Genomic DNA, 12789 nt, shown 5'->3' with positions numbered 1-12789 from the left:
AGATGCTGATGCCGCGCAAGCCCCCGAAGGGCTTCCGCAAGCCGCACCACCCGGACCGCAGTGGCGCGTCCAAGGGTGGTAACCGGGTGGTGTTCGGCGAGTTCGGGATCCAGGCTCTCGAGCCGGCGTACGTGACCAACCGCCAGATCGAGTCGGCGCGTATCGCGATGACTCGTCACATCAAGCGTGGTGGCAAGGTCTGGATCACGATCTTCCCGGACCAGGCCCTCACCAAGAAGCCTGCCGAGACCCGGATGGGTTCCGGTAAGGGCTCGCCCGAGTGGTGGGTCGCCAACGTCAAGCCGGGGCGGGTTCTCTTCGAGATGTCCTTCCCCAACGAGCAGACCGCGCGAGAGGCTATGCGTCGCGCGATCCACAAGCTCCCGATGAAGTGCCGCATTGTTACGCGCGAAGTGGGTGAATCCTGATGGCAGCGGGCGTTAAGGCGACCGAGCTGCGTGAGCTCTCCGAAGAGGAGCTGGTCACGAAGCTGCGGGAGGCCAAGGCGGAGCTGTTCAACCTCCGCGTACAGGCCGCAACCGGGCAGCTGGACAACAACCGGCGGTTGCAGGTCATCCGTCGGGAGATCGCCCGGATCTACACGATCATGCGTGAGCGTGAGCTGGGGCTCTCGGCCGCGCCGACTGAGGTGACTGCATCATGACCGAAGACACCGCCACCGCCGCCGCGCGGTCCCGCCGCAAGGTCCGTGAGGGCCTGGTGGTCAGCGACAAGATGGACAAGACCATCGTTGTCGAGGTCGAGGACCGGGTTCGGCACGCGCTGTACGGCAAGATCATGCGCCGTACTCGCAAGCTGAAGGTGCACGACGAGCAGAACGCCGCCGGCATCGGCGACCGGGTCCTGATCATGGAGACCCGGCCGCTGAGCGCCACCAAGCGTTGGCGGATCGTGGAGATCCAGGAAAAGGCCAAGTAGCGAAGGCTCGACCTGCCCGGCGTTGCGTCGGGCGTAGGTTCCGCCAGGCTCCGGCCGCTCCGGCGGCCGGAGAACCGGCAGACATAGGAGATAGACGTGATTCAGCAGGAGTCGCGACTGCGCGTCGCCGACAACACGGGTGCTCGGGAGATCCTCTGCATCCGGGTTCTCGGTGGCTCCGGTCGGCGCTACGCGAGCATCGGCGACGTCATCGTGGCCACGGTCAAGGACGCGATCCCGGGTGCCGGCGTGAAGAAGGGCGACGTCGTCAAGGCGGTCATCGTTCGCACGGCCAAGGAGAGGCGGCGGCCGGACGGCTCGTACATCCGCTTCGACGAGAACGCCGCCGTCATCATCAAGGACGGCGGGGACCCGCGCGGTACCCGCATCTTCGGCCCGGTGGGCCGGGAGCTGCGGGACAAGCGGTTCATGAAGATCATTTCCCTCGCGCCGGAGGTGTTGTGACCGTGAAGGTCAAGAAGGGCGACACGGTCGTCATCATCGCCGGTAAGGACAAGGGTGCCAAGGGCAAGGTCATCATGGCCTACCCGCGGCAGGACAAGGTCCTGGTCGAGGGCGTGAACCGGGTCAAGAAGCACACCCGCATCAGCACCACCCAGCGTGGCGCCAAGACCGGCGGCATCGTCACTCAGGAGGCCCCGATCCACGTCTCGAACGTGCAGGTCCTGGACTCCGACGGCAAGCCGACCCGTGTCGGTTACCGCTTCGACGACAACGGCCAGAAGGTCCGCATCGCGCGTAGCACCGGTAAGGACCTGTGATGACCACGGCTACCGAAAAGACCCTGCCGCGCCTCAAGGAGCGGTACCGCAACGAGATCGTGGCCCAGCTGCGTGAGCAGCACAGCTACGGCAACCCCATGCAGGTGCCGCGGCTGGTCAAGATCGTCGTCAACATGGGTGTCGGCGAGGCTGCTCGCGACGCCAAGCTGATCGACGGCGCGGTCCGCGACCTCGCCACGATCACCGGCCAGAAGCCGCAGGTGCGGCGGGCGACCAAGTCCATCGCGCAGTTCAAGCTCCGCGAGGGCATGCCGATCGGCGCGAAGGTCACCCTTCGTGGCGACCGGATGTGGGAGTTCATGGACCGGCTGCTCTCCATCGCGCTGCCGCGTATCCGCGACTTCCGCGGCCTCGACGGGCGCAAGCTGGACGGGCACGGCAACTACACGTTCGGTCTGACCGAGCAGTCCGTGTTCCACGAGATCGACCAGGACCGGATCGATCGCCAGCGGGGCATGGACATCACGGTGGTCACGACCGCCACGACCGACGACGAGGGCCGGGCGCTGCTCAAGCTCCTGGGCTTCCCGTTCAAGGAGAACTGAGATGGCCAAGAAGGCGCTGATCATCAAGGCGGCCGCGAAGCCGAAGTTCTCGGTTCGCGCGTACACCCGCTGCCAGCGGTGCGGGCGTCCGAAGGCGGTCTACCGCAAGTTCGGGCTCTGCCGGATCTGCATCCGGGAGATGGCTCACCGTGGTGAGCTGCCGGGCGTGTCCAAGGCTTCCTGGTAAGGGCGACCGCGTCCCGGCCGTCGGCCGGGAACTCCTGCACCGATTAGGTATTGCTCTTCGCCGTAGGCCCGGGGCTGATGCCCCGGGAACCCCGGCGAGAAAGGCTGACGAAATCCATGACGATGACCGACCCGATCGCAGACATGCTCACGCGTCTGCGTAACGCCAACCAGGCGTACCACGATCAGGTGAAGATGCCCTACTCCAAGATCAAGGCGAACATCGCCGAGGTCCTGAAGGCCGAGGGTTACATCGCAACCTGGTCGGTCGAGGAGCCCGAGGAGGGCGCCGTCGGCAAGCGACTGGTCGTCGAGCTGAAGTACGGCCAGAGCCGCGAGCGGAGCCTGGCCGGCATCAAGCGCGTGTCCAAGCCCGGTCTCCGGGTGTACGCCAAGTCGGACGGGCTCCCGCGGGTGCTCGGTGGGCTGGGCGTGGCGATCATTTCGACGTCCCAGGGGCTGCTGACCGACCGGCAGGCCCGCAAGCGGAGTGTTGGCGGGGAAGTCCTCGCCTTCGTCTGGTAACGGGAGACAGGTAGAAATGTCGCGAATTGGACGTAAGTCGATCCCGGTACCAGCCGGCGTCGACATCACGATCGACGGGCAGACCGTCAAGGTCAAGGGCCCCAAGGGCCAGCTCCAGCACACCCTCGCCGAGCCGATCAAGATCGAGCGGGCCGAGGATGGGCAGCTGAGCGTCAACCGGCCGAACGACGAGCGCAAGGCCAAGGAACTCCACGGCCTGAGCCGTACGCTGGTTGCCAACATGATCGTCGGGGTCACCGAGGGCTACCGCAAGAGCCTGGAGATCGCCGGCACCGGTTACCGGGTCACCGCCAAGGGTTCGGACCTTGAGTTCGCGCTCGGGTTCTCGCACCCGGTGATCGTTCCCGCCCCGGCGGGCATCACCTTCACGGTGGAGCGGCCGACCCTGTTCCACGTGGCTGGCATCGACAAGCAGCAGGTCGGTGAGGTCGCCGCCAACATCCGGAAGATCCGCCCGCCGGAGCCCTACAAGGGCAAGGGCGTCAAGTACCAGGGCGAGGTCATCCGCCGCAAGGCTGGAAAGGCAGGTAAGAAGTGAGCGCCACGCTGCTCAAGCGCCGCCGCGGCGTCGCCGCCAAGCGCGCCGTTGGGCGTGCGCGTCGGCACTTCCGCGTCCGCAAGAACGTCAGTGGTACGGCCGAGCGTCCGCGCCTGGTCGTCACCCGTTCGCTGCGGCACATGGTCGCCCAGGTCGTCGACGACACCAAGGGTCACACCCTGGCGTCGGCGTCGACCCTGGACGCCTCGCTGCGCGGTGCGGAGGGCGACAAGAGCGCCCTTGCCGGCAAGGTGGGCGCACTGCTCGCCGAGCGGGCCAAGGCCGCCGGCGTCTCCAAGGTCGTCTTCGACCGCGGTGGCAACCGGTACGCGGGGCGAGTCGCCGCGCTTGCCGATGCCGCCCGCGAAGCCGGGCTCGAGTTCTAACAACCCCGTCACGAGAGATAAGGAAGGCTGCTGATGCCAGGTCAACAGCGCCGTGGCGGCGGGTCCGGTGGCAACGAGGGTGGTCGCCGCGACAACCGCCGTGAGGGCGGCCGCGGAAACGCGCCCGTCGAGAAGACCCCGCACCTTGAGCGGGTCGTCGCGATCAACCGCGTCGCCAAGGTCGTGAAGGGTGGTCGTCGCTTCAGCTTCACCGCCCTGGTGATCGTTGGCGACGGCGACGGCACGGTCGGCGTGGGCTACGGAAAGGCCAAGGAGGTGCCCGCGGCCATCGCCAAGGGCGTCGAGGAGGCCAAGAAGCACTTCTTCAAGGTGCCGCGTATCGGCCAGTCGATCCCGCACCCGATCACGGGTGAGGACGCCGCTGGAGTGGTGCTGCTCAAGCCGGCCTCGGCCGGTACGGGTGTCATCGCCGGTGGTCCGGTTCGCGCCGTGCTGGAGTGCGCCGGGATCCACGACGTGCTCTCCAAGAGCCTCGGCTCGTCGAACCCGATCAACATCGTGCACGCCACCGTGGCGGCCCTGAAGGGGCTTGAATCCCCCGAGCAGGTCGCGGCGCGTCGTGGCCTGCCGGTGGAGGACGTCGCGCCGGCCGCCATGCTGGCGTCGCGTGCGGGGGTGGCGCGCTGATGGCACGTCTGAAGGTCACCCAGCTCCGGTCCGTTATCGGGACCAAGCAGAACCAGCGTAATTCGCTGCGTTCGCTCGGTCTCAAGCGGATCAACGACGTGGTGGTCAAGGAAGACCGGCCCGAGATCCGCGGCATGATCTTCACGGTCAACCACCTCGTGAAGGTCGAGGAGGTCGAGTAATGACGATCAAGGTGCACCACCTGCGCCCGGCGCCCGGTTCCAAGACCGCGAAGACCCGCGTGGGTCGCGGTGAGGGTTCCAAGGGCAAGACCGCCGGTCGCGGTACCAAGGGTTCCAAGGCCCGCAAGAACATCTCGGCGGCGTTCGAGGGTGGGCAGATGCCCATCCACATGCGCCTGCCGAAGATGAAGGGCTTCAAGAACAAGTTCAAGGTGGTCTTCCAGGTGGTCAACCTGGACCGACTCGCTGAGCTGTTCCCGAACGGCGGCCAGGTTGGCCCGCTGGAGCTCGTTGAGTCCGGCGCGGTCCGCAAGGGTCACCCGGTCAAGGTTCTCGGCACCGGGGACCTCGGCGGAGTGGCGCTCCAGGTGTCGGCGCACGCGTTCAGCGCGTCGGCCAAGGAGAAGATCGCCGCCGCCGGTGGCTCCGTCACCGAGCTGTAAGGCGTACCACCCCATGGCGCCCGTCCAGTTGTGAGCAACTGGCGGGCGCCATGGTCTACCTGGGCCTCGATCGCCCGGTAATATCGGAATCGATTTATGTAGTCGGGCGCATCTGCCCGGACCGGGGTGGTGCTGTTAGAGTCCCATCCCAGCCATGGATTGCGGGCACTCGCCCGTGATCCACCCCGACCCGCCAGGGATCACCGGCGGCCCGCCTCGCGCAGGAGGAAGAAGTTGCTGTCCGCCTTTCTCAGTGCGTTTCGTACGCCTGACCTGCGCAAGAAGCTGCTGTTCACAGTAGGCATCATCGCGGTCTACCGGCTGGGTGCCACGCTCCCCAGCCCGGGCGTCTCGTACGGCAACGTGCAGAAGTGCCTCGACAGCATCCAGGGTGAGACCACCGGGGTGCTGAACCTGCTCAACCTCTTCTCCGGCGGAGCGCTGCTACAGCTCTCGGTCTTCGCGCTGGGCATCATGCCCTACATCACCGCGTCGATCATTCTGCAGCTGCTGACCGTCGTGATCCCGCGCCTCGAGCAGCTCCGCAAGGAGGGCCAGGCCGGCCAGGCGAAGATTACCCAGTACACCCGCTACCTGACCCTTGGTCTCGGTGTGCTGCAGGCCTCGGCGTTCGTGGCCCTGGCCCGCTCTGGGCAGCTGTTCCAGAACCGCTGCGACCAGTTCCCGATCATTCCCACCGGCACCGGCATCCCGGACTGGCTGACCCTCGGCATCCTGGTGATGACGATGACCGCCGGCACCGGCATGGTCATGTGGCTCGGTGAGCTGATCACCGACCGGGGCGTCGGCAACGGCATGTCCGTCCTGATCTTCACCTCGATCGCGGCCCGGCTGCCCAGCGAGGGTTGGCAGATCAAGACCAGCAAGGGCTGGGGCATGTTCGCCCTGGTCATCGCGCTGGTGCTGGTGGTCATCACCGCGGTCACCTTCATCGAGCAGGCGCAGCGCCGGGTCCCGGTGCAGTACGCCAAGCGGATGATCGGCCGGCGGATGTACGGCGGCACCTCGACCTACATCCCGCTGAAGGTCAACCAGGCGGGTGTGATCCCGGTCATCTTCGGTTCGTCGCTGCTCTACCTGCCGCAGTTGGCTCTGCAGTTCTTCGACCAGACCGACCCGGGCAAGACCCAGGCGTGGATCCAGAACAACCTGGTCAACCCGAGTAGCCCGATCTACATCTCGGTCTACTTCCTGCTGATCATCTTCTTCACGTACTTCTACGTCTCGATCACGTTCAACCCGACCGAGGTCGCGGACAACATGAAGAAGTACGGCGGGTTCGTGCCGGGCATCCGCCCGGGCAAGCCGACCGCCGACTACCTGGACTTCATCCTCAGCCGGATCACCCTGCCGGGCGCGCTCTACCTGGGTGTCATCTCGATCCTGCCGAACTTCTTCTTCATCTGGCTGGACAACCAGCAGTACCAGAACTTCCCGTTCGGCGGCACCGCTGTGCTCATCATGGTCGGCGTCGGTCTGGAGACCGTGAAGCAGATCGAGAGCCAACTCATGCAGCGGAACTACGAAGGGTTCCTGCGGTAGATGAGACTCGTTCTGGTTGGCCCGCCGGGCGCGGGCAAGGGCACGCAGGCCGAGTTCGTCGCCGCACACCTGTCGGTGCCCAAGATCTCGACCGGAGACATCTTCCGATCGAACGTCACCCAGGGCACGCCGCTCGGTGTCGAGGCGAAGCGGTACATGGACGCTGGCGAGCTGGTTCCGGACGAGGTCACCATCAACATGGTCCGGGACCGGCTGGCCGAGCCCGACGCCAGCGAGGGTTTCCTGCTCGACGGGTTCCCGCGGACCACTCCGCAGGCTGCCGCCCTGGACAAGCTCCTCGCCGATCTGGGCACCGCCCTGGATCTGGTCCTGGAGCTGGTGGTCGACGACGACGAGGTCATCCGGCGTCTCTCCGGTCGGCGTACCTGCCGGGGTTGCGGCAAGATCTGGCACGTCGAGTTCGACGCCACCACCCGGACGGGCATCTGTGACCGGTGCGGCGCCGAGCTGTTCCAGCGCGACGATGACAAGCCGGAGACGATCGCGACCCGGCTTCGTGAGTACAGCGAGAAGACCGCACCCCTGGTCGACTACTACGGCGCTCAGGGCAAGTTGGTCGGGATCGACGCCACCGGCCCGGTGGAGGACGTCACCACCCGGGCCATCGACGCACTGCGGTCGTACGGCGGCTGAGGTCCGGCCGGACCACGGCGGATAGAGTGCGAACAGCGGGGTACGCGTGACGTGCCCCGCTGTTCGGCAACGAAAGGTAATCGCTCCATGCGTCGTCCCCAGCTGGACATCCAGCTGAAGACCCCTGACCAGATCGAGAAGATGCGGTCCGCCGGGCTGGTGGTGGCCGAGGCGCTGCGCCGGATGCGGGAGGCGGTCGCCCCCGGTGTGAGCACCGCCGATCTGGACGCGATCGCCGAGTCGACCATTCGCGAGGCGGGTGGCGTTCCGTCGTTCAAGGGCTACCACGGTTTTCCGGCGTCGATCTGCTCCTCGGTCAACGAGCAGGTCGTGCACGCCATCCCGTCGTCGGAGCAGGTGCTCCAGGCCGGTGACCTGATCTCCATCGACTGTGGTGCGGTGCTGGACGGCTGGCACGGCGACGCCGCGATCACCGTCGGGGTCGGTGACGTCGACCCGGCGCTGCTGAAGATGGCCGAGGTCGCCGAGGACGCGATGTGGGCCGGTATCGCCGCCGCCGCACGCGGTGCGGCCAGTGGCAAGGGGCGACTCACCGACATCTCGCACGCGGTGGAGAGCGCCGTCCGTAAGGGCGGCCGGTACGGCATCGTCGACGGCTACGGCGGGCACGGCATCGGCACCGAGATGCACCAGGACCCGCACGTGCTCAACCACGGGCGGCCGGGCAAGGGCCCACGACTGGTCACCGGCATGGCGTTGGCCATCGAGCCGATGATCACGATGGCGTCGCCGCGTACGTCCGAGCTGGCCGACGGCTGGACGGTGGTCACCCGGGACGGCTCGGTGGCAGCACACGTCGAGCACTCGATGGCTCTGCTGCCGGACGGGGTCTGGGTGCTCACCGCGTTCGACGGGGGCCGAGCCCGACTGGGCGACCTGGTCACCGCCCGGCAGCCCGCCGCCTCAACCGCCCCCTAACCACCCACCCCACCCTAGGAGCGCGCCCCCCGGCGCGCTCCTAGCCTCGTTGATCATGAAGTTATTGCCATGACACGCCGCTGTCCCGGGCAATAACTTCATGATCAACGGAGGTCCGGGGTGGGACGCTGCGGGCGTGTGGGTGGCATGCTTGCCGGCATGGACGGACGCGACGGGATGCGAGCGGCGGACGCGGACCGTGAGGCGACGGCTGACCGGTTGCGGGCTGCCCTCGGCGAGGGTCGGCTGGATCTGCACGAGTACGACGAGCGTGTGCAGCGCGCCTACGCGGCGCGTACGTACGCCGAGCTGGACACCCTGCTCACCGACCTGCCGCCGGTGACGCCCGCGGAGCGTTCGACGCTGATGCCGGGCAGCCCGGCCGTCGGTGCGCCGACGGGCGCTGTGGCCGGCCAGCCTGTCCCTGCTGTGGGCAGTGTCACCGCTCGGTGGCTGGCCGAGGTGTGGTTGCCGTACCTGAGGGTGATCGCCATCGTGGTGACCGTCTGGGCGGTGACCTCGCTGCTCAGCCAGGACCTGCTCTACTTCTGGCCAGCCTGGGTGGCAGGGCCGTGGGGCGCGGTGCTGGTGGTCCGTACGGTCACGGGGCTGACCGGGGGAGAGCCCCGGCGTCAGTCGATCGAGCGGGAGCGCAGGCGGCAGCGCAGGCGGGCGAAGCGGGAACGCCGGCGCGAGCTGCGCGCCGGCGAGCCGGATGAACGGGACGACCCGCGACCGGCTGGCTGACCGCCGACAGTGGTTCGGATCACTGTCGCCCTCTCGGAATGAACTGGCTGCCGACGACCGGGCGCACCGGCCGGCGATGGTCCCGCGAGATCATCTGTCCTCCGGACGGAGTTCCGCGCCCGCCACGGCGGCGCGCGGGTGGCCGGTTTGGCGACCGCCCGCAGGCGGGCGTACACTTTCAGATCGGCGCACAGCGTCCACTCCGGCATGCCCGCCCTGCGCTTCGGCGGGACCTGGAGCCGCGGCTGGCGCGGGCTTCTGATTTTGGTCAGATCCCGTGTAAGACGTTGTGGGCCGCCCGGAGCAATCGACGTCAGGACAGCGGAGGACATGCCGAAAAAAGACGGAGCCATTGAGATCGAGGGTCGGGTCATCGAGCCCCTGCCGAACGCCATGTTCCGGGTGGAGCTCGCGAATGGCCACAAGGTGTTGGCTCACATCAGCGGCAAGATGCGGCAGCACTACATCCGCATCCTTCCGGAGGACCGGGTCGTCGTCGAACTCTCGCCGTACGACCTGACCCGCGGGCGCATCGTCTACCGCTACAAGTAGTCCTGACGACGGCCGGGAAGTCCCGTGTCCGTCTTCGACGTCCGGTCTCGCGCATCGCGCGTCCCCGGGCCAGATGGGAAGTAAGGCAACCGTGAAGGTCAAGCCGAGCGTCAAGAGGATCTGCAACAAGTGCCGGGTTATCCGTCGGCACGGCCGGGTCATGGTCATCTGCAGCGACCCGCGCCACAAGCAGCGCCAGGGCTGACTCAGCCCGTCCGGTCGGAGCACGACCGGGTGGCGTTGGTCCGGGTAGATCCTCAGCGACACACACATCACACATGCTCGTCCCAGCCACGAGCGGTACGCGAGACGTACTCCTGCGTGGCTGACCCCCGGTCGGAGGCCGGGGCCCGCTCGGGCAGCGACCGATCCCGGTCGCCGGCGCTCACCGCGTCGGAAAGACGGGACGGCCGGTAGCGGGGTGGGACGGGTCCACACCTCCGCCACATATCACGAGGAGTACGCCCGCACATGGCACGTCTAGTCGGCGTGGATCTCCCCCGCGAAAAGCGGATGGAAATCGCGCTCACCTACATCTTCGGGCTCGGTCGCACCCGGGCCCAGGAGACACTCGCCGCTACCGGGATCTCGCCGGACAAGCGCGCTCGGGACCTCACGGACGAGGAGCTCGTGCAGCTCCGCGACCACATCGAGGGCAACTACAAGGTTGAAGGCGACCTGCGCCGCGAGGTCGCCGCTGACATCCGCCGCAAGGTTGAGATCGGCTGCTACGCCGGCATCCGGCACCGCCGGGGCCTGCCTGTGCGTGGCCAGCGGACCAAGACCAATGCGCGGACCCGCAAGGGCCCGAAGCGGACCGTCGCCGGCAAGAAGAAGCCCGGCAAGAAGTAGTTCTTAACCGGATGATGGGTCGGCCGCCGCCGAGCTAGGCCAGGCCGCAACCCGATTCGGAAAGTCAACTAGGAGCGCACAGACTTATGCCACCGAAGGCTCGTGCCGGAGCCGCTGTAAAGAAGGTCCGGCGCAAGGAACGCAAGAACGTCGCCCACGGGCAGGCGCATATCAAGAGCACGTTCAACAACACCATCGTGTCCATCACGGACCCGACCGGTGCGGTCATCTCCTGGGCCTCCGCTGGCCAGGTGGGCTTCAAGGGCTCCCGCAAGTCGACTCCGTTCGCCGCGCAGCTGGCCGCCGAGGCTGCCGCGCGTCGCGCCATGGAGCACGGCATGCGCAAGGTCGACGTGTTCGTCAAGGGCCCCGGCTCCGGCCGGGAGACCGCCATCCGTTCGTTGCAGGCCGTGGGCCTCGAGGTCGGGCAGATCGCCGACGTCACCCCGCAGCCGCACAACGGATGCCGTCCGCCCAAGCGTCGCCGGGTCTGAGAGGTAGAGAGAGATGGCTCGTTACACCGGTGCTGACTGCCGCCGTTGCCGGCGGGAGAAGATGAAGCTGTTCCTCAAGGGCAGCAAGTGCGATGGTCCGAAGTGCCCGTTCGAGTCCCGGCCGTTCCCGCCCGGGCAGCACGGCCGCGGCCGCACCAAGGAGACGGAGTACCTGCTCCAGCTCCGTGAGAAGCAGAAGGCCCGTCGTGTCTACGGCGTGCTGGAGAAGCAGTTCCGCGGTTACTACGAGGAAGCCGTTGGCAAGCAGGCCAAGACCGGTGAGGTCCTCCTGCAGATCCTCGAGTCGCGGCTGGACAACGTCGTTTACCGGGCCGGCTACGCCCACTCGCGGGACATGGCCCGCCAGCTGGTCAAGCACGGTCACTTCACGGTGAACGGCAAGAAGGTCGACATCCCGTCGTACCGCGTCAAGGAGCACGACATCATCGAGGTTCGGGGCAAGAGCAAGGAGCTCACCCCGTTCATCGTCGCGCAGGCTCAGGCCGGCTCGAAGACGGTTCCGGCGTGGCTTGAGGCCATCCCGAGCCAGATGAAGGTGCTCGTGCACTCCCTCCCGGCCCGGCAGGTCATCGACACGCAGGTCCAGGAGCAGTTGATCGTCGAGCTCTACTCCAAGTAGTCCGAGCTCGTTCGGTGGCCCGCCCTTCGGGGCGGGCCACCGGAACAGTTTGTGTCGTGGACGTCAAATAGCGGGCGTCCCGGAAGAGAAGAGAAAAGATGCTCATCAGTCAGCGACCCTCCCTCTCCGAGGAGTCGATCAACGAGACCCGGTCGCGGTTCGCCATCGAGCCGCTGGAGCCGGGCTTCGGCTACACCCTGGGTAACTCGCTGCGGCGCACGCTGCTGTCGTCGATCCCGGGCGCGGCCGTCACCTCGATCAAGATCGACGGTGTGCTGCACGAGTTCACCACGATCCCCGGTGTCAAGGAGGACGTGGTCGAGCTCGTCATGAACATCAAGGAGCTGTGCGTCAGCTCCGAGCACGACGAGCCGGTCAGCATGTACCTGCGCAAGCAGGGCCCGGGCGACGTGACCGCGGGCGACATCCAGCCGCCGGCCGGCGTCTCGGTGCACAACCCGGACCTGAAGCTCGCCACCCTCAACGGCAAGGGCCGGCTCGACATGGAGCTGACCGTCGAGCGGGGCCGGGGCTACGTGACGGCGGCACAGAACAAGCAGTCCGGCGCCGAGATCGGCCGGATCCCGGTCGACTCGATCTACTCGCCGGTGCTGAAGGTGACCTACCGCGTCGAGGCGACCCGTGTCGAGCAGCGCACCGACTTCGACCGGCTGATCATCGACGTCGAGACCAAGCCGTCGATGGGCCCGCGTACCGCGCTGGCCTCCGCAGGTTCGACGCTGGTGGAGCTGTTCGGGCTGGCCCGTGAGCTGGACGAGACCGCCGAGGGCATCGACATCGGGCCGTCCCCGCAGGACGCCCAGCTGGCGGCGGACCTCGCTCTGCCGATCGAGGAGCTGGACCTCACCGTCCGCTCCTACAACTGCCTCAAGCGCGAGGGCATCAACTCCGTTGGTGAGCTCATCGGGCGTACCGAGGCCGACCTCCTCGACATCCGCAACTTCGGTCAGAAGTCGATCGACGAGGTCAAGATGAAGCTCGCCGGGATGGGTCTCGGGCTGAAGGACTCGGCTCCGAACTTCGACCCGGCGCACGTCGTGGACACCTTCGGCGAGGCCGACTACGACACCGACGACTACCGCGAGACCGAGCAGCTCTAGTCCGCGCTGCC

General features: G+C 67.2%; 23 protein-coding genes. All 23 read left to right on the top strand.

Features of this window, described 5'->3' with window-relative positions; all coding sequences use genetic code 11:
• Positions 1-2: 2 nt before the first annotated feature.
• Positions 3-428, top strand: a complete 426-nt coding sequence (rplP, locus tag ABZS37_RS05710) for a 50S ribosomal protein L16 (RefSeq protein WP_053653940.1) — start codon at positions 3-5, stop codon at positions 426-428.
• Complete coding sequence (gene rpmC, locus ABZS37_RS05705; RefSeq protein WP_007465283.1) at positions 428-664, top strand: 50S ribosomal protein L29; 237 nt, start codon at positions 428-430, stop codon at positions 662-664. The genes rplP and rpmC overlap by 1 nt, the downstream gene beginning before the upstream one ends.
• Positions 661-939 (top strand): 30S ribosomal protein S17, encoded by a 279-nt coding sequence (rpsQ, locus tag ABZS37_RS05700; protein ID WP_354995025.1) that lies wholly within the window; start codon positions 661-663, stop codon positions 937-939. The genes rpmC and rpsQ overlap by 4 nt, the downstream gene beginning before the upstream one ends.
• A gap of 96 nt (positions 940-1035) precedes the next feature.
• Positions 1036-1404 carry a 50S ribosomal protein L14 gene (gene rplN / locus ABZS37_RS05695; RefSeq protein WP_023358185.1) on the top strand — a complete coding sequence of 123 codons (369 nt, stop codon included), beginning with the start codon at positions 1036-1038 and terminating at the stop codon, positions 1402-1404.
• The gene (gene rplX, locus ABZS37_RS05690; protein WP_355165823.1) at positions 1401-1721 is read left to right on the top strand and encodes a 50S ribosomal protein L24; all 321 of its coding nucleotides are present in this window, start codon (positions 1401-1403) and stop codon (positions 1719-1721) included. The genes rplN and rplX overlap by 4 nt, the downstream gene beginning before the upstream one ends.
• Positions 1721-2287, top strand: coding sequence for a 50S ribosomal protein L5 (gene rplE / locus ABZS37_RS05685; RefSeq protein ID WP_196919809.1), 567 nt, complete (start codon positions 1721-1723; stop codon positions 2285-2287). Before rplX ends, rplE begins: the two co-directional genes overlap by 1 nt.
• Position 2288: 1 nt before the next feature.
• Entirely contained in the window at positions 2289-2474 is a 186-nt protein-coding gene (locus tag ABZS37_RS05680) for a type Z 30S ribosomal protein S14 (RefSeq protein WP_272613587.1), read from the top strand.
• Between the two features lie 116 nt (positions 2475-2590).
• The gene (gene rpsH / locus ABZS37_RS05675; protein ID WP_272613586.1) at positions 2591-2998 is read left to right on the top strand and encodes a 30S ribosomal protein S8; all 408 of its coding nucleotides are present in this window, start codon (positions 2591-2593) and stop codon (positions 2996-2998) included.
• Positions 2999-3014: 16 nt separating this feature from the next.
• On the top strand, positions 3015-3557 hold the full coding sequence (gene rplF, locus ABZS37_RS05670; RefSeq protein WP_354995027.1) for a 50S ribosomal protein L6: 543 nt from the start codon (positions 3015-3017) through the stop codon (positions 3555-3557).
• 8 nt (positions 3558-3565) lie between these two features.
• Positions 3566-3943: a 50S ribosomal protein L18 gene (gene rplR / locus ABZS37_RS05665; protein WP_181518401.1), complete on the top strand. Its 378-nt coding sequence runs from the start codon at positions 3566-3568 to the stop codon at positions 3941-3943.
• Positions 3944-3976: 33 nt separating this feature from the next.
• Entirely contained in the window at positions 3977-4591 is a 615-nt protein-coding gene (gene rpsE, locus ABZS37_RS05660) for a 30S ribosomal protein S5 (protein ID WP_088950231.1), read from the top strand.
• Positions 4591-4773: a 50S ribosomal protein L30 gene (gene rpmD / locus ABZS37_RS05655; RefSeq protein WP_354995028.1), complete on the top strand. Its 183-nt coding sequence runs from the start codon at positions 4591-4593 to the stop codon at positions 4771-4773. Before rpsE ends, rpmD begins: the two co-directional genes overlap by 1 nt.
• Complete coding sequence (gene rplO / locus ABZS37_RS05650) at positions 4773-5216, top strand: 50S ribosomal protein L15 (protein WP_030329906.1); 444 nt, start codon at positions 4773-4775, stop codon at positions 5214-5216. The genes rpmD and rplO overlap by 1 nt, the downstream gene beginning before the upstream one ends.
• Positions 5217-5450: 234 nt before the next feature.
• Positions 5451-6779, top strand: coding sequence for a preprotein translocase subunit SecY (secY, locus tag ABZS37_RS05645; protein ID WP_355165821.1), 1329 nt, complete (start codon positions 5451-5453; stop codon positions 6777-6779).
• Positions 6780-7433 (top strand): adenylate kinase, encoded by a 654-nt coding sequence (locus ABZS37_RS05640; protein WP_354995030.1) that lies wholly within the window; start codon positions 6780-6782, stop codon positions 7431-7433.
• Positions 7434-7520: 87 nt separating this feature from the next.
• Complete coding sequence (map, locus tag ABZS37_RS05635; protein WP_354995031.1) at positions 7521-8372, top strand: type I methionyl aminopeptidase; 852 nt, start codon at positions 7521-7523, stop codon at positions 8370-8372.
• Between the two features lie 159 nt (positions 8373-8531).
• Positions 8532-9119, top strand: a complete 588-nt coding sequence (locus ABZS37_RS05630) for a DUF1707 domain-containing protein (protein WP_355165819.1) — start codon at positions 8532-8534, stop codon at positions 9117-9119.
• Between the two features lie 330 nt (positions 9120-9449).
• Positions 9450-9671, top strand: coding sequence for a translation initiation factor IF-1 (infA, locus tag ABZS37_RS05625; protein WP_007073013.1), 222 nt, complete (start codon positions 9450-9452; stop codon positions 9669-9671).
• A gap of 91 nt (positions 9672-9762) precedes the next feature.
• Positions 9763-9876: a 50S ribosomal protein L36 gene (gene rpmJ / locus ABZS37_RS05620; protein WP_043965539.1), complete on the top strand. Its 114-nt coding sequence runs from the start codon at positions 9763-9765 to the stop codon at positions 9874-9876.
• Positions 9877-10142: 266 nt separating this feature from the next.
• The gene (gene rpsM / locus ABZS37_RS05615) at positions 10143-10523 is read left to right on the top strand and encodes a 30S ribosomal protein S13 (protein ID WP_088950226.1); all 381 of its coding nucleotides are present in this window, start codon (positions 10143-10145) and stop codon (positions 10521-10523) included.
• Positions 10524-10609: 86 nt separating this feature from the next.
• A complete protein-coding gene (gene rpsK, locus ABZS37_RS05610) occupies positions 10610-11017 on the top strand; it encodes a 30S ribosomal protein S11 (protein WP_030329919.1) in 408 nt (135 codons plus the stop codon).
• Between the two features lie 13 nt (positions 11018-11030).
• Positions 11031-11657 carry a 30S ribosomal protein S4 gene (rpsD, locus tag ABZS37_RS05605; RefSeq protein ID WP_030489600.1) on the top strand — a complete coding sequence of 209 codons (627 nt, stop codon included), beginning with the start codon at positions 11031-11033 and terminating at the stop codon, positions 11655-11657.
• Positions 11658-11755: 98 nt separating this feature from the next.
• Entirely contained in the window at positions 11756-12778 is a 1023-nt protein-coding gene (locus ABZS37_RS05600) for a DNA-directed RNA polymerase subunit alpha (protein WP_007465227.1), read from the top strand.
• Positions 12779-12789: the final 11 nt, after the last annotated feature.

Source organism: Micromonospora sp. NPDC005413 (genome assembly GCF_040606435.1).
GTDB lineage: Bacteria > Actinomycetota > Actinomycetes > Mycobacteriales > Micromonosporaceae > Micromonospora.
The sequence above is the reverse complement of the archived record's forward strand: the minus strand, read 5'-3'. Positions and strand labels throughout refer to the sequence as shown.